Source organism: Fibrobacter sp. UWB3, assembly GCF_002210405.1.
Lineage (GTDB): Bacteria > Fibrobacterota > Fibrobacteria > Fibrobacterales > Fibrobacteraceae > Fibrobacter.
Genome location: NZ_MWQJ01000001.1, coordinates 335,582 through 350,991, shown reverse-complemented (window position 1 = coordinate 350,991; position 15,410 = coordinate 335,582). Strand labels below are relative to the sequence as shown.

15 protein-coding genes are annotated in these 15,410 nt (G+C 47.3%); 5 read left to right on the top strand and 10 right to left on the bottom strand.

Annotated features, from left to right (window positions below):
* Positions 1-47: 47 nt before the first annotated feature.
* The 3 genes from B7991_RS01515 to B7991_RS01505 are packed head-to-tail and all read right to left on the bottom strand — an operon-like array spanning position 48 to position 2,003.
* Positions 48-818 carry a lysoplasmalogenase family protein gene (locus tag B7991_RS01515; RefSeq protein WP_088629276.1) on the bottom strand — a complete coding sequence of 257 codons (771 nt, stop codon included), beginning with the start codon at positions 816-818 and terminating at the stop codon, positions 48-50.
* Positions 819-854: 36 nt separating this feature from the next.
* Positions 855-1,757 carry a hypothetical protein gene (locus B7991_RS01510; protein WP_088629275.1) on the bottom strand — a complete coding sequence of 301 codons (903 nt, stop codon included), beginning with the start codon at positions 1,755-1,757 and terminating at the stop codon, positions 855-857.
* A 3-nt stretch (positions 1,758-1,760) separates the two neighbouring features.
* Positions 1,761-2,003 (bottom strand): DUF1653 domain-containing protein, encoded by a 243-nt coding sequence (locus B7991_RS01505; RefSeq protein WP_088629274.1) that lies wholly within the window; start codon positions 2,001-2,003, stop codon positions 1,761-1,763.
* A 207-nt stretch (positions 2,004-2,210) separates the two neighbouring features.
* Here B7991_RS01505 and B7991_RS01500 point away from each other — a divergent pair, with 207 nt between their 5' ends.
* Positions 2,211-3,197, top strand: a complete 987-nt coding sequence (locus B7991_RS01500) for a guanosine polyphosphate pyrophosphohydrolase (RefSeq protein ID WP_088629453.1) — start codon at positions 2,211-2,213, stop codon at positions 3,195-3,197.
* Positions 3,198-3,243: 46 nt separating this feature from the next.
* Here the strand turns inward: B7991_RS01500 and B7991_RS01495 are convergent, their stop codons facing one another.
* The 5 genes from B7991_RS01495 to B7991_RS15045 all read right to left on the bottom strand — a co-directional run bounded on the left by B7991_RS01495 (position 3,244) and on the right by B7991_RS15045 (position 7,710).
* The gene (locus tag B7991_RS01495; protein ID WP_088629273.1) at positions 3,244-5,178 is read right to left on the bottom strand and encodes a glycoside hydrolase family 44 protein; all 1,935 of its coding nucleotides are present in this window, start codon (positions 5,176-5,178) and stop codon (positions 3,244-3,246) included.
* A 354-nt stretch (positions 5,179-5,532) separates the two neighbouring features.
* A complete protein-coding gene (locus tag B7991_RS01490) occupies positions 5,533-5,976 on the bottom strand; it encodes a hypothetical protein (protein WP_088629272.1) in 444 nt (147 codons plus the stop codon).
* Between the two features lie 75 nt (positions 5,977-6,051).
* On the bottom strand, positions 6,052-6,498 hold the full coding sequence (locus tag B7991_RS01485; protein WP_088629271.1) for a GNAT family N-acetyltransferase: 447 nt from the start codon (positions 6,496-6,498) through the stop codon (positions 6,052-6,054).
* Positions 6,499-6,756: 258 nt separating this feature from the next.
* On the bottom strand, positions 6,757-7,311 hold the full coding sequence (locus tag B7991_RS01480) for a GNAT family N-acetyltransferase (RefSeq protein ID WP_088629270.1): 555 nt from the start codon (positions 7,309-7,311) through the stop codon (positions 6,757-6,759).
* A gap of 6 nt (positions 7,312-7,317) precedes the next feature.
* Entirely contained in the window at positions 7,318-7,710 is a 393-nt protein-coding gene (locus B7991_RS15045; RefSeq protein ID WP_235002931.1) for a helix-turn-helix transcriptional regulator, read from the bottom strand.
* Positions 7,711-8,159: 449 nt separating this feature from the next.
* Between B7991_RS15045 and B7991_RS01465 the strand changes: the two genes are divergently transcribed.
* Positions 8,160-9,086 (top strand): MBL fold metallo-hydrolase, encoded by a 927-nt coding sequence (locus B7991_RS01465; protein WP_088629268.1) that lies wholly within the window; start codon positions 8,160-8,162, stop codon positions 9,084-9,086.
* Between the two features lie 158 nt (positions 9,087-9,244).
* Positions 9,245-10,813, top strand: coding sequence for a sialate O-acetylesterase (locus B7991_RS01460; RefSeq protein ID WP_254917800.1), 1,569 nt, complete (start codon positions 9,245-9,247; stop codon positions 10,811-10,813).
* Between the two features lie 11 nt (positions 10,814-10,824).
* Here B7991_RS01460 and B7991_RS01455 read toward each other — a convergent pair whose 3' ends face one another.
* Positions 10,825-11,799 carry a hypothetical protein gene (locus B7991_RS01455; protein ID WP_088629266.1) on the bottom strand — a complete coding sequence of 325 codons (975 nt, stop codon included), beginning with the start codon at positions 11,797-11,799 and terminating at the stop codon, positions 10,825-10,827.
* Positions 11,800-11,815: 16 nt separating this feature from the next.
* On the bottom strand, positions 11,816-12,271 hold the full coding sequence (locus B7991_RS01450) for a hypothetical protein (RefSeq protein WP_139260759.1): 456 nt from the start codon (positions 12,269-12,271) through the stop codon (positions 11,816-11,818).
* 127 nt (positions 12,272-12,398) lie between these two features.
* Here B7991_RS01450 and thiL point away from each other — a divergent pair, with 127 nt between their 5' ends.
* Together thiL and B7991_RS01440 are read left to right on the top strand one after the other, a co-directional pair.
* Complete coding sequence (thiL, locus tag B7991_RS01445; protein ID WP_235002932.1) at positions 12,399-13,322, top strand: thiamine-phosphate kinase; 924 nt, start codon at positions 12,399-12,401, stop codon at positions 13,320-13,322.
* Positions 13,319-15,244: a GspE/PulE family protein gene (locus tag B7991_RS01440; protein WP_254917799.1), complete on the top strand. Its 1,926-nt coding sequence runs from the start codon at positions 13,319-13,321 to the stop codon at positions 15,242-15,244. Before thiL ends, B7991_RS01440 begins: the two co-directional genes overlap by 4 nt.
* Positions 15,245-15,410 lie beyond the last annotated feature (166 nt).

Here is a 15,410-nt window from a genome sequence, read left to right as displayed (position 1 = left end):
ATTGTCATGCCCGCCTCCGAGCGGGCACCTCCCTTTCATAAGGAGTCTTACTCTTTTCTCTTGTATCCGCTGAGCCCGAGTAAAATCAGGGCCGGCGTATAGAAGTACCATACAAAGTTGTTGGCGACAGTCGCTACAATTTCTTGAACGCTGTGGTCATCGCCGGTTGCAAGCGAAATGCCTACGCATGCATCGCAGCAGAAGAATAGAATCATGCCGCGTTTGATGTTGCGTGCGTTTTTAGCGGGGAAATATCCTTTGCTAGGAACCTTGCAGGCGACAACGAGTGAGCAAATGAGGAATGCTGCATAAGTTGCGATAATCGGGACTGTCGGTCCTTCGAAAATGCGGAAGAGATGAAGCGCATTCGTGATGAACATGACTGTAAACGGAATAATCAAAATCCACGGAGAGCTCTTGTCCGTATCGCTTGTGCGTGTGTGACGGTAAATGAAAAGTGCCTGCACAACCATAAAGAAGCAAATGCCAAGCAACGTGTAATCGCTGCGGTGCTCCAGAACGTGTGCGTAGTTGTGCATGATTTTCAAACAGAAATCCGCGCACAAAGCCATAGCGAAACCCGCCTGCAAAAAGTTACGGTCGCGCTTGCACAGGCAATTTTCGCCAATGAAAAATACGACAACCGTCATGATGGCGGTAACAGCGAACTTTGCGATGTTCTGGTAGTTGCTGCTTTCGACGAGGCACTGCTCGACAGCACCGCAGTTGTAAAATACAAGCCAGTCTCTCACGAAGAATGTAATCATGAGAATTCCGACGATAATGATAAGCGAAGTTATAAGTGTTTTCTTGTTCATAACGTATAATATAAATAAATTCAAAGATGATGAATATTATTTGTCTGAATTTATATCAATGTCGAGCATGTCTGCGACGCATGGAATGAATTCGTTTTTATATTGTTCATTGTTGCTGTATTCATAAACATGGTGGTTGGGCTTTTTCCTTATGTATTTGCTCATGTCCTTTGTATTGCAAAGTGATTTGGGGTATTGTATGTCTTCTCGAACATGTTTACTTGTGTAGGAACAGGTCTTGTCTTTAGATTCAAATGTTACGGTTTCTGTAGCGACGTTGTCAGAATTGATTTCATATGATCCTGTTACTTTTACGGAAATCCCGTTGGCTTTAAATTTGGCTGTATTGCATCCTGATTTTAGAATTGAAACGTCGTTGACATCCATATCTAAATCGTATTGCAAAAATTCTTCAATCCAATAATCGTCAAAATCATCTCCGATGCAATATTTCTTGTTCTTTTCCCAAGAAAAAGCAAGACTGTTATGTGTGATTGTTAAAACGCGAAAAACTTTTGATTTTTCACCTTTTCCTGGTTCGCATTCTAGGGTTCCGTTTTCGTAGTGACAAACGTCATCGTTTGGTACTTCTTTCCAAGTGCCATAGATGCCTTCTGCGTTATTGCTTGTTAAAACTAAAGGACCTCCTTCGTGTTGAACTTTTGCGATGGAGTTGATGTCTGTAGAACTATTTCCTGTGAAGATGAGTAATGTGTCATGGGTGAATTCGTAACCATAATTCTTTTTGTATACGTATTCATCCCAACGTGTGCTGTTTGAAGTTACATAGCAAAAATCATAAATGATTGAAAATAGCTGATTTGTTTCATCAAGTATGTATTTGGGCTTTGAACTCGCTGATGTTCCGTTATCTCCACAACTGGTGAGGGGAAAAATAATGGATGCAAATAAAGTGAATAATAAGATTGTATTTTTCATGAATTATTCTCCTAACTCAACTTCATCAAAACGGTATTTTTGTTTGACGTCCGGATATTTTTCGTGATCGACTTCGCTTAAGAACATGGATTTCTCGCGGAGCCAAACCGTATTGTCACCGTAAAGGGCGCGGTAGATGACGTATTCTTCGTCGGTTTCGGAATGTTTCGCTACTCCTTCAACAATGTAGTAGCGATTTTTGAAGTGCTTGTAAATGCCGTGAATTTTAAGTTCTCTTTTTTCCATAAATTTTTTCCTGAATATTAAAGAATGAAATTTTTCAATTTTTTGTAACTTATTACAATTCGTGAAACCTCTTTTACATCGTACGTAATATGTTGAACTGCAAAAAAAATATTTGTTTTGCAATTTACCTTATTTCACTAGAATTCGCAAGAGCTTTTGTTATATTACTTCCTGAAAGCCGTTCAAAAAATGGCTTCGGGAGTAAAAATGATTTCTTTGAACGACTATTTGTTTTCTGGAAATACGGTGCTGAAAATTTTGCATCAATATTCAAATGATCTCAGAAACAGCGCTAAGGAAACACATAATGGCATCGATCTTGCGCATTCGAATTTTCTGATACAGATAATAGAGCTTTTGGAGCATAACGACTTCTTGACCTCTCAGTCTCAAAGAATCAAAGAGTTCTACAAGTACATGACGAGGGAATATCCTTTCTTGGCGTTTACGTTCAAAGGACGCATCAAGTCTTTGATTCGCGCCGAAGAAAAATTCAATGGCTATATCCTTGAATTTGTTTACAACTATTACAAGAAAAATGGGGTGTTCCCATCTGAAGCCGAAATAAAAAGCACGCTGAATTTTCGCGACTTGATTGCTTATCGTATTGTCATTTCGATGCCATCTTGCCATATCAAAAAAGGTGAAGAGCGGAGCGAGGTTGAACGGAAGTATCTTTACGAGATTGCGAACGTCATGCCTGAATTTTTGGAGGAACGAGGTTTTACTCCAGAAATTTCAAGACATAAGGATGGCGGTCATTGCGACTTGCTAAAAGATGCTGTTCAGCCGTATTACCATGACTCGGTGGCGACTCCGCGAAGCTCCGGGTACCAATCGTTGCACATAACGATGTATGATAATCTTGCGCGTTGCTATACGGAAGTACAACTTAGAACAAAAGATATGGATGACTTTGCCGAAATCGGTGATGCAAACCACTTCGGGTATGAAAAGACTCAAGAAACGCGTCGTTCCAAACATGACCAAATTCCAAGCGGCGAGTGCGTTTACTTTGACGATGCTTATGAGCGCCTGACGAAATTGCAGGAGCTTGAACTTTCGAAGCTGGATGTGAACATGTTCAAGGCCATCAACAATCAATTGATCAACGATGGTTGCGGACTTTTCAGAGGACGCCAAATTTTGCCGTTCGAACACCTGTCGAGATTCCAGAACGACTTGATTGATTAGCGTTCTGGTATGATAGGCTTTCATTAGTTGTTGCTATAGATAAATTCTACTTCACTGTTATTTTTTGCATTTGCGTTCCGCTTGCAGTTTCTATGCGCACAATGAAATTGCCTTTGCTGAGCACTTCGCTTGCAATGCGGATGTTTCCGCGGGCGATGGCGTGCATTCGCAGTACGCTTTGCCCGAGACTGTTGAACACGTTTATACGGCGCACTTTCCCTGAACCGTTGTCGATAAACCAGTTGCTGTTTTCATGGTGCAGCAGGTTCCCTGTGAGTGCGCTTCTCGTGTGGGCTATGGCGTCGATTTGTTTTGGCGTAGTCGTAGTGAGTAGCACCGCGGTGATGGATTTTGCAGGGAGCGTCATCTTGAATCTGTTTATGCTGTTGCCCGTCGCAGTGGTCGTTCCGCCCTGCGTTTTTGCTTCTACTGCATTTTCTTTCAAGGCGTTGCTTGTGTGCGAAACGAATGTCTCGCCCTTGAGATTCTGCAAGGTGAGCGTTTTAACCTTTCCGTCGGAGGCGAAGTTCGCAAGATTGAGGTCTATATCTTGTGCGTCTTTTTCGGCTCGGTTTACAAAAATCACTGTGAGCGAATCGCCCTTGTTACTGATAGAACTGTAGGCGGATACCAGCGAATCATTACTTGAAGTCGACTGCACTCGGTTTGGATGGCCGTAGCGGCTGAAAAGGTGCACCGTTTCGTACATGCCGTCACCCCAGGTCCACGGGGTGAAAATCTCCACACCGTTATCTTGCATGGTGCCAAGGAATGACGCGTAAATGAGTGCTGTCACCATGGGGTCGTTGTCGATGATGCTTGTTTCGGTGATGCCGAACGTGATGCCGTGATTCTTGCCGAAGTACTTTTCGAGCCACTGGTTGATGCGCGCGAATATGTATTCCTTGGTAATTTTATTGTCCCAGTTGCCACCGACCATCTTTATGCCGTTTGCGCCTGGATAGTTATAGGTTGTATCAAACATGACTCGATGCCAGTTCACGCGTGATTCGTAATCCTTTTCTGTCGGGTACCAGTGAATGTCGAAAACATCGAGTAGGCGAACACCAGATTTTTTCTGTTCTTCGGCAACTTTCATGATAAAGTATTCTAGCCAACAGTAGTTGCGGTCTTCGCCTTTAGGGCGGTCTTCCTTGTTGTACGAAGATACGGAACACCATTGCCATTCGTTTGCGGCAACAGGGCCGGTAAGCTTAATGTCGCCCCAAGCGGCACGAGCCTTCTTGGCTACGTCGATGTAACGCTCAACGAGAAAGTCTCCCGTGACGGGCAAATCCAAATCGTTGTGCGTGCCGCGCCAGATTTCCATCTCGTTATCCATGCTCCAATATTTAAAACGGCTCATGTCGAACTTGAGTTCGTCTTTCCAATGAGGGATAATGGCTACCGTAGAATCGGCCGGCCATTCCATGTTGTAAAGCGATGGGTCGCCTGCTTTGATGAGTGTCTTGCCGTCTTCTGAGACTTCGCCGCCGCCCGCAAGGTCGAACGTTTGCGTTGCGTACGTGCCGTGTTCTTGTTTCCAGTTCCAGTCGGGAAAGTTGTAGTCAGTGCTGCTAGCTGCATAGCCTGTGAGCTGGAAGGCGTACATGGCGTCAACACCCGGCATCTTGTCGAGTACCTTTTGTGCGGTAATTGCCCAATCGTGCGAATACACATTGTTATACCAGTCGGGGTGAACTGTCATTTTGTGACGCCAATTGTAGCGCGTGGCATTGTTGCCGTTGTTCGCTCGCAACATGTGGATGCCTGCTTCGAGCATCTGGTTGATGAAGGCAGACTCTTCTTCGGTCACCTCAGCGTCGCCATCGCTGATTTTGTCGATGTTTCGCCCGTAAAGGTACGGCGAAATTTTCTTGATGCCTGCGTTCGCATCAACGGTAATGTCGATGGCCAATGTGGGGGAGACTGCAAATAGCGTGCCGAATGCAGCCACTGTGAAAAAATTTGAATATCCCATAAACAACGTCTTTTAAATGGTCCCTGCGGAACGGTTTTCCTGTAAATATATACTCAAAATATAGTTTGGCAAAAATTAAATAAACGCCTGTGGACATTTGTGACTACAGACGCATTTTTAGGGATGGGCGTTTTTTTTACGGAGATTCCGCCTTTTTAGGACTTTTGTGCAATTCTTGCGCTGTGGGTTTGGGAACCTATAAAAACGTGGTTTGGCGTGGATTTATAGGTACCCGGTTGTGAAAATTGCTGTTCAAAAGTTGAAAAAACTTTAAAATAAAAAAATCCTCACGTTTGGGAGGAGTCCTTGAAATTTTTTGCGTTTGAATGTTGTATTGACTTTTAATGAACTCGCTTACTTGCTTTCTTTGCGCTTGTTGCAATAGCGATTTCGCCATTCCTTGAGCTTCTGCACGCCGTCAGTGGACCAGAGCGCCCAGGCGATAAGCACCGGCTGGAAGAACAGGCGGATAAAACGAGCCTGGTCAGTGTCAAGTCCGAATGCGTTGATGCCGTTCACGTACTGGCTGATGTTGCCCGGGAAAATAGCAACGTAGAACAGCGCAAGCAGTACGCCAACCGTACCCTTGTGCTTGTACAAGAATATCATGCTGAGGCCGAGCAAAATCTCGACGACGCCCGAGGCCAATACCACGAAATCCAGGAATCCCGGATTCTGCGGAAACCACGATGGGACCTGCGCCAGGAATTCCTGCCTAGCGATGGTCAAGTGACTGATACCTGCGTAGGTCATAAATAACCCTAGCAGACCCCTACAAAACATTTTTAAGTATTTCATACTTTTAATATAGGATAAAAAGGGCGGAAAAGTCAAAAAATTTTTTTGCCACGAATGAGTGCTAAAAGGCTAACGTTAAACTGAAATTTTGATTTCAAACAGTTGGTTCGCAAGCCCGACCGTTGGTTCGAAATCAGCAATCTTCTTGAACCCGTATTTTTCGTATAGGCCGTGGTGCTCGCTTTTGAGATAAACTTTTTTGTAGCCGAGCCTTTGGGCGTAATCAAGCGCTGCGTCAATTAAACTTTTGGATAGCCGCTCTCCCCGGAATTCTTCGCTAACGTAAACGAGGTTAATAAAGGGGCTGCAACTGAATTTCGCAGGAATGTCCCCGTTCTCCTCGAGAACGCAAAAGCCGACAACATCTTCACCGTGTACAGCAACGAAAACTTTTTCCCAGTCTAGGAAATCGTTCTTTGACATTCGCTCGGCTAAACGACGCCCCGGCTGCCATGGGCAATCTTTCGCGAAAGCGCGCGTCTTTTCCCACCACGGATCATCTTTGCTAATCGCGATTATCATTGCTTGCCTCGGCTTTTAAAGAGCCCCTATAGGACCTACTTTTTGAATATACCTTTATTTATGCGGGTTCGCAAGCGGTTTGACGCTGAAAAAATCAGAAAAATTGGATGAAAAGCGAGCAAGTGAGTGTCGCGACAAAATGCTTGCATTTTGTCATGACCGAACGCAGCCTGCGGACGCATTTTGCGTCAATTCTGGGATTTGGGCCATTTTTTCGGAGCCCTGGTGCTGCCGAAGTGGCTGTTGATTTTCAGATTTTTACGGGTACTTTGCTCCGGGGACGTTCTTCAGAATTTCTTTCCAGAAGTCACGGAATTCTTTTTCGGTGACGGTGCCGCCTGCGGTGAGTAGGCGGTAGTGCTCGCCTTGCCAGACGTAATCGACAGGGGAGGAGCCAAAGCCGTTGCGCAGGTAAAAGTCGCGGCGGCGGTTTCGGCGTTCAAGTTCCTCGGCGTCCTTGGAATCTTCTTCGACTTCGATATCGACGATGATGCGGGAGTTTGGATGCTTTTCGCGGATGGCCTGCAAAATTTGTGAGCCGTACCCGCGGCTGCGCAGTTCAGGTTCTACCGCAAAATAGACGATGTTTGTGATGTCGCCGTGCGAAATGGAATTTGAAAATCCGCAGAACCTAGGGACCGCGGCGTTCTCGCTTTCCTCTTTGTCAAAAAATGCCCAAAATTCCCGCTTAATTTTGTTGTCAAGTAATTGCTTTATTGGAATCCGCTCGTTTTCAGGAAACGCGGATTCATATAGCGCTTTGACCTGCGGAAACCACGGAGATTTCTTTGTGACTTCAAAATACTGGAGCATTGTCGTTTACCAGAACAGGTTTTTGTAGCTAGTTCCGAGTGCATCGGCGAGGCGGTGAGCCATCTTGCGACCGATGGGCTCCTTTCCTCGTTCCATTGCGGATACTTGTTGTTTGGTGATTCCAGCCTTGTCTGCCAACTGTTGCTGGGTGTAGCCGAAGGTCGTTCGCAAAAGTTTTAAGCTTTCTGCAGGAGTGGACTTGGCTTCCGTTTCCTTGAACCAGTCGGTATCCATAATATTTATGGATTCTTCGTTATCATCGCACTTGATTTCCTCTACATTTGGAAAAGCGGACTTTAAAAATATGACGAGATAATCAGGAATATTTTTCCCTTCAAAAGTAAAAACGGTCCCATTCTTAGCCTTGCTAGTAAGGCGCATTTTCACGGCTTCCAACATAGGTGACCTCCAGTTCAATTCCTTTAATCGTTTCAATCCAGCATGCCGCCCAGTGGTATGATAGGTGACAATGATGCGTATTTGTGTTCACGAGTTTTTTGTAGTTCGGCCAGTTGGGTAAGACGGGCCCTTTCTCGTGTAAGTCTCTTACCAATTTGGCGAAGAGAACTTGCTCTTTTTGGGGCATAAGCCTTACTGCTTTTAGAATTTTTGGTTTTGTTATTACATTCATAATATATAAAAAATCTTTCCTTGTGTCAAGAATTTTTCTTTACATTGATAATGAAAAAGACTCCAAGTAAAAACTTGGAGTTTTAATCTACAATCGAAAAATATGAAAAAAGTGAAATCCCTAAATTTTGCAATCAGCCGTTTGCAAATCGCTTGATTTTGTCATCTATGGTTGTCTGTTGTTCACTTGAAAAGAATAGGAATGTATATTTATCCTTATGAAATTGTTTGAAAATAAATTTATTCCATTTGTCGCGGCAATTGCTTTTGCGATTGCAGGCTGCAGCGACTCGAAAAATTCCACGAAAGAATCTGCGGAAAGTAAGTCTGCGGTAAATCTTGAAACTCCTGCGAAAGTGACGATGCCTTCTGCTGCGGTGAACACGCCTGCTGTCGAGGGTACTGAATTTCGGACTCTTGCGAGCGGGGCTACGGTCACTTGGATTCAGGATAACGAGGGTAAAAAGCTGATGCCTCGCGAACTTTTCAGCGATGCAAGCGATTCGCTTTATGAAAGTTTGAATATGCCTGCGGGTCTCCCTGCTTCAGTCAGCACGTTCTTGGTAAAAACGGATGGTAAGTACATCTTGTTTGATGCAGGTCTTGGAGCGTGGGGCGGACATCTGATGAAGCGGCTTTCTGCGTTAAACGTGAATCCGGATTCTATAGGACTCGTCTATTTGACTCATTTTCATGCAGATCACATTGCAGGCCTCGTGAAAAACGGTAGCGCCGGGAAGATGGAAAAGGTCTTTAAGAATGCGGCCGTTTATGCTGGCAAGGTGGAATATGACGCTTGGATGAACGATATCCCGAAAAATGATTTGCAAAAGGATATCATGGCTCTTTATAAAGATAGTCTCCACTTGTTTGCTTTCGGTGATAGCCTTCCGCATGGTGTTCTTGCATTGGATGCCGTGGGGCATACGCCAGGCCATACCGCTTTCCAAATTTCAAACTTGCTCGTGATTGGCGACTTGATGCATGGCTATGCATTGCAAAAGATCCATCCCGAAATCAATTCCAATTACGACATGGACAAGGAAAAATCTGCCGCAAGCCGCAAACGCATTATGCAGTACGCACGCGAACATAAACTCCTGATGGCCGGAATGCACTTGCCGCCTCCCGGATTTGCGAAGTAATGGCTTTTTTTGCGAAAAATTGGCTACTAGAACAGGTTCTTGTAGCTAGTTCCGAGTGCATAGACAAAGTGTCTATAAAATTTTTAGGGGAGGGCGCGCGCTTAGCCACTTTTCTGTATAATTTATAATTGTTGTTTAACCCAAAGGGATATATGGGAATGTTTAATAAGCTTTCTGGTTTTGCGTCCGCGGCGTGTGTTGCTGCGGGCTTTGTGCTGTTTGGTGCGGCTCCTTCCGAGGCTGCTCCGGACCCCAATTTCCACATCTACATCGCGTATGGCCAGTCCAACATGGGCGGCACCGCGGATGCGCAGAGCGCGGACAAGGTCGAAAATTCGCGCTTCAAGATTTTTGCGACTCAAAAATGCTCGGGCAAGGGTCGCAACACGCTCGGTTACGTTTACCCGGCAGTGCCTTCGCTCTTTAACTGCGGCAACACGATTTCTGTGGCGGACTGGTTTGGCCGCACCATGGCCGACAGCATGCCCGACGTGACGATTGGGATTATCCCGGTCGCGGTGGGTGGTGCGAGCATCAAGCTCTTTGACCAGGACCAGTACAAAACTTATCTCTCGACGGCAGAAACCTGGCTCCAGAACTACGCGAAAGAATATGCAAGCGACGGAAACGTGACGAAGACGATTATCGACATCGCTAAAAAGGCGCAGGAAAAGGGCGTTATCAAGGGTATCATCTTCCACCAGGGCGAAACGGACGGCGGTTACCCGGACTGGCCAAAAATTGTGAAGAAAACTCGCGACGATATTCTTAAGGCGCTCAACTTGAGCTCCGATACGGTGCCGTTTGTGGCGGGCGAACTCTTGCGTGAAGGCTGCTGCTATTCCGACCGCGTGTCGAAACTCCCGAACACGATGGACAACACCTATTACGCCTCGTCCGAGAACTTGAAGGGCAATGGCGTGGACCGCTATCACTTCAATCACGATGCCTACGTGGAATTCGGCAAGCGTTATGCAGCGCAGATGCTCAAGGCGGTGAACCGCAAGCCTGTGGAACCTGTTCCGCAGAAGCCGTTTGGCAAGGCGCAAGGCGATAGCGTTGTCGTAGGCGATGCGGCCACGATTCCTGGCAAGATCGAAGCTGAAAACTACGACATCAATGGCGTCGGTACGGGCAATTCCTCGTACTCGGATAACGATTCCGAAAACAGGGGCGGCGAGTACCGCAAGGACGGCGTGGATATTTATAAGGGCGGTGACAATTACGCCATTGGTTACACGCAAGAAGGCGAATGGCTGGAATACACCGTGAATGTGGAGCGTGATGGCAAGTTCTACATTTCTGCGAATGTGGCTTCTGGTACGGAATCGTCTAGCTTTAGCTTGCTTTTGGATGATAAGGAAATTCTGCCCTCCACGAAGGTTCCGAAAACTGGCGATGAGTGGGATGTCTATGAAAAATTGGAATTAGGTCAGGCCGAATTTACTAAGGGCGAGCATGTGCTGAAGCTCTTGATTACAAGCAACTATGTGAACATTGACTGGATTAATGTTTATGATCCGTCGCTTGACATTCGTCCGAAATTCGTAGCGTCGTCGGGTCCGCAAACTTATGATGTGTTTGATATGCTCGGAGCGCATGTCGGTCGTATCGAGGCTACTACCGCTCAAGATGTTTCGCAGAAAGTCCGCGCACTCGTGAAGCAGAACGGCACGTATCTCGTGAAGTCCCGTAACAGCTCTGCGACAATACGTGTGATGAAGTAATTTTTGCGATTCTAAAGAACTGCTTTTCTAAAGACCCGGGCGACCTCGTCCGGGTTATCGCTTTTCAGCCAACTTAATGTTTCCGTGCCACGGTAGCTCCAGGCAAAAATGTTCTTGATGCCTGCAGCACGGCTTTCAGCGACGGCGATAGCGAGGTCGTTTTCTCGGCCCGCTTCAATCTGGTAGGCCTTGACCCACATTTGTACGGATTTCCCGTAGCGGGTCGCGACTTCGATGAGCTTGTTTGCTGTTTCGCGATACTTTTCGCGGACCCATTCTTCACTTGCTCCGCGCTCCCAGTACGGATCGCTTGCGATTTCATCGACTGCTTCAAGGCGCGCGACACGACCCCAGTCGTCGAGCCCCGCCGGGAACCACGGCGGGAGCATGCAAACGCCGTTGCGTTTGCCGCGCGCTTTAACATCTTGAGTCATCTCGTCTAAGAAATCAATGAGGCTTTCTTCGCGGAACTGCTTTACGTCGTCTGTAAGCTCGGCGGGCATCTCGTAGCCAAACTTTGTATGGAACTTTGCACGGCATTTTTCGCAGCGGCAGCTCCAGTTGCTAAGCCCGCCTTTCTCAAAGTAAAAGTGCGGCTCGTCCCAGAAAATCGTAGAGACGTTTGTGTCGCAGACAGTCGCAATCCACTTGTGCATGTACGCGCGGAACTCCGGATGATTTGGGCAGGCGGCAACCTTTGGCTTTCCGTCTATGGCGACTTGGCACATGTCGTGATTCCTTGCTGTGAGTTCCGAATAAGCTTCACCGCCAAACACGCGGCCGACGCCCCACGGATTCACGTAAACGGAAAGTCCCATCGCGGCAGAATCGTTCACGATCTGCTTCATGGTGTCATAATAGTATTGCAGGTCTTCTTCGCTCCAAGTATGGAGGATTGCGTTGTATCCTGCTTCCTTTATGTGTACAAGGTCCATGTGTGCGAGCTTCGTAGAGCGCACACCAAAGTAGCTGACGCCTTTAATCACGGTTAAAAACCTCTGTTTAAAATCCTCTGTAGCTCTTGTGCTGAGTCCACTTGGCCCACTGCGGGCAGCCGTTCTTGTGCAGCACGTTTTCGAGCGTTGCGCACCATTCGTCTTCGTTTATGGGGCGCCTGATCCAGAATGTTCCGTTGTCGCTTGAATCTTCGGGGAGCGGCATGTCGTCTGGAATGATTTCGATAATCCACGATTCGGGAATGCCGTTGTGGAGTTCCTTGCTGAAGGCCAGGTTCTTCTCGGTTGCATGGTCGGCATGGTCAAAGATGATGAGCGATGGCGACTGACCGATGATGAGTGCCGATTCCAAAAGGCTCTGGGCGCTTTCGATGGAATTGCAAGTATAGAGGGTGGAATCTTCCGCCATGTTACCATGTTCTAAAAGCCAGCGGAATGTCCACTGGTTCAGCTTGTCGAGGCTGCCTGGCGATGATGGCGTTATAAAAAATATGTGTCCCACGCCTAAAGTATAGAAAGTTTATTGTTAAATTATTGGCAGAAAAATTGAATTGTCCTTGAAAATTATGAAATTCCCAGACCTAGGCGAGTTTAGATTCGTCAGCAAAATTTTGGAAGGGGCTTATCCCTTGAAGAACGAGTCGCCGGTACACCGCAGCTGGCTCAATGCAGGGGATGACTGCGCCATCTTTGATGGCTGGCTTGCGACCAAGGACCTCTCGGTCGAGAACACGCACTTTCGCTTGGATTGGTCGAGTCCTGAACAGGCGGTCGAGAAGCACATTGTGTCCAACGTCTCGGATGTGTCTTCCATGGGCGGTCTGCCCAAGATTGCGTTGTTCGGACTTTGCGTGAACAAAAACTGGAGCGAAGAAACTCGAAACAGAATTGCAAAAGCGGTTGCGCAAGGCTTTGAGAGAAGAGGAATTACGCTGATTGGTGGAGATACGGTTGTAGGCGATGTCGGGATGTTTTCGACAACTCTCCTCGGCACGACCGATGGTAAAATTTCACTCCTCCGCAGTGCGGCAAAACCGGGGGACCATGTTTTTGTGGCGGGCACGCTCGGCAAATCTGATGCCGGACTTTGGATTTTGATGAACCACCCCGAAGAGGCTAAACGCTTCCCGCGGCTGGTGGAATACCACCTTGCACCCAAAATTTGCGAGGATGCGGGGGCTCAACTGGTGAAACAGGGGGTGCGTGGCGCCTGCATGGACATTAGCGATGGCCTTAGTTCCGAAGTAAACCACCTTGCGCTCTCGTCTGGCGTTTCTATCGAAATTGACGAGCAAAAACTGCCTATTGACCCCGATGTTTTGGAAATGTGCGAGTATTTTGGGCTTTCCCCCCTCCATTTTGCACTAAATGGTGGCGAAGAATACGAACTTCTGTTCACTTCTAATCTTACAAAAAGTATATATTTAGAAGGAGTGTCCCCAAATGGGACTGTCCACGATATCGGATTGGTATCTTGTGGTAGTGGTGTTTGTTTGAAAAGGCAAGATGGAGTTAAGGCGCTCCTGAATGCCCAGGCGTGGTCGCATCTATGAAAGATTCAAATAGTTTAGGGCAGTTGCTGGTTCGTGTTAACCTGATTAACGAAGACCAGTTGAAGTACGCCGAAGATGAAGTTAAGTATCAGGCTCAGTTGGGCAAGAAGGTGACTCTTGTCCAGATTCTTGTAAAGGCCGGTATGGTCAAGCAAGAACAGCTGACGGATATTCTTGGTGTCCAGATGCAGAGTGTCACCAAGAAACGTATTGGTGAAATGCTTTTGGACCAGGGCTTCATTACCCAGGACCAGTTGAACGAAGCTCTTGAAAAGCAGAAAACGTCGGGCGGTAAGCGCTTAGGGCGCGTGCTCGTCGATCTTAAGTTTATTGACGAAAAGAAACTTACGGATATTCTCTGCTGCCAGTTCGAAGTGCCTTTTGTAAAGCTTGACGCCATCAAGCTTGATGAAAAAGTTTACGAGTACATTACTGAAGAACAGTGCAAAACGCATAAGATTGTTCCGCTGTACGTGACGAAGGATTCCCGCCAGGCCCTTGTGGTTGCCATGGCGGACCCGACAAATGTGCGCCTCAGGGACTCTATCAAGTTTAAGGTCAAGAAAAACGTCGATGTGGTCATGGCGTCTGAACAGGACATCAAGAAGACTATCGACATCCTCTTTGCAGGCCATGGTCCCGCCGAAGAATCCCTTGCAGAACTTATCGGTTCTTCTAACGACGATGAACTTGAAACTGTCGAACGCGGAAGTGGCAATAGCGATGAACCGGAATTGACCGACGAAGAAGGCCGCCAGGTCGTGAAGATTGTGACGACCTTGATCCATGAAGCTATTGCCCGTCATGCATCCGATATTCACCTTGAACCGCAAGAGACCTTCCTCAAGTTGCGCTACCGTATTGACGGTGACTTGCAGGTGATGTCTCCGATTCCGGCACGACTCATGCCGCAGATCCTTTCGCGTATCAAGCTCTTGTCCAAGATGGACATCGCAGAAAAGCGTAAGCCGTTGGACGGCCGTTTCACGGTGCGTTACAAGGGATCCGAAGTTGACCTTCGTGTGAGCTCGTTCCCGATTTCTTTGCGTAAGCGCGGCGTCTGCGAAAAGATCGTTATGCGTATTTTGGACCCGAATTCGGGGCAGTTCCCGCTTAAGGAAATGGGCTTTGACGCCCGCGTGCTCAAGCAGTTTATCGATGCGATTAATGCCCCGAACGGTATTGTGCTCGTTACCGGTCCGACGGGTTCCGGTAAGTCTACCACGCTTTACGCTTCTATTCGAGAAATTTTGGATTCCACGATCAACATCTCGACGATGGAAGACCCGGTGGAATTGAATATTGACGGTGTGAACCAGGGCCAGATTAACAATGCCGCAGGCTTTACCTTTGCGGCGGGCATTCGTGCCTTGCTCCGTCAGGACCCGGACGTGATCATGATCGGTGAAATGCGTGACCAAGAAACCTCGACAATGGCTATCGAAGCTGCTTTGACGGGTCACTTGGTCTTCAGTACGCTCCATACGAACGACGCAGCCGGTGCATTCCCTCGTTTGCTCGAAATGGGACTGGAACCGTTCCTTGTGTCTACAGCAATTAAGGGAGTCTTGGCCCAGCGTCTTGTGCGCCGCATTTGCAAGAACTGCAAGGAACCGGTCGAAATCTCGCAGGAACTTCGCGATGAACTCCACCTCTCGCCGGACATGCAGTTCTATCATGGCCGCGGTTGTGAAAAGTGCGATGGTTCGGGCTTCAAGGGCCGTTGCGGTATTTACGAGTTCCTCGTGCCGAACGAAGCTGTGCGTAACCTTGTGATCAAGCGCGCTTCCGGTGACGAAATCAAGCGCGAGGCCATCAAGTCTTGCGAAATGATTACGCTCCGTATGGATGGCATCAACAAGGCTCTCCAGGGTCTGACGACTTTGGAACAGGCCATTGGCGCTTCCACCGCCGACGAATAATAGACGCTTGTCATCTCGGACAGTCATCCCGGACTCCGTTCCGGGATCGCCTTTATCTTGTCATCCCCGCCTCCGAGCGGGGATCTCCTATTTTTGTAAGAGTCTAAACTAATAACCAATGACTAATAACCAATGACCATTGACCAATGGCCAAATTACTATATTG

Excerpts from the sequence above, each read along its gene's own strand:
- B7991_RS01515 (WP_088629276.1), bottom strand. The coding sequence starts at position 818 with ATGAACAAGAAAACACTTATAACTTCGCTTATCATTATCGTCGGAATT.
- B7991_RS01510 (WP_088629275.1), bottom strand. The coding sequence starts at position 1,757 with ATGAAAAATACAATCTTATTATTCACTTTATTTGCATCCATTATTTTT.
- B7991_RS01505 (WP_088629274.1), bottom strand. The coding sequence starts at position 2,003 with ATGGAAAAAAGAGAACTTAAAATTCACGGCATTTACAAGCACTTCAAA.
- B7991_RS01500 (WP_088629453.1), top strand. The coding sequence starts at position 2,211 with ATGATTTCTTTGAACGACTATTTGTTTTCTGGAAATACGGTGCTGAAA.
- B7991_RS01495 (WP_088629273.1), bottom strand. The coding sequence starts at position 5,178 with ATGGGATATTCAAATTTTTTCACAGTGGCTGCATTCGGCACGCTATTT.
- B7991_RS01490 (WP_088629272.1), bottom strand. The coding sequence starts at position 5,976 with ATGAAATACTTAAAAATGTTTTGTAGGGGTCTGCTAGGGTTATTTATG.
- B7991_RS01485 (WP_088629271.1), bottom strand. The coding sequence starts at position 6,498 with ATGATAATCGCGATTAGCAAAGATGATCCGTGGTGGGAAAAGACGCGC.
- B7991_RS01480 (WP_088629270.1), bottom strand. The coding sequence starts at position 7,311 with ATGCTCCAGTATTTTGAAGTCACAAAGAAATCTCCGTGGTTTCCGCAG.
- B7991_RS15045 (WP_235002931.1), bottom strand. The coding sequence starts at position 7,710 with ATGTTGGAAGCCGTGAAAATGCGCCTTACTAGCAAGGCTAAGAATGGG.
- B7991_RS01465 (WP_088629268.1), top strand. The coding sequence starts at position 8,160 with ATGAAATTGTTTGAAAATAAATTTATTCCATTTGTCGCGGCAATTGCT.
- B7991_RS01460 (WP_254917800.1), top strand. The coding sequence starts at position 9,245 with ATGTTTAATAAGCTTTCTGGTTTTGCGTCCGCGGCGTGTGTTGCTGCG.
- B7991_RS01440 (WP_254917799.1), top strand. The coding sequence starts at position 13,319 with ATGAAAGATTCAAATAGTTTAGGGCAGTTGCTGGTTCGTGTTAACCTG.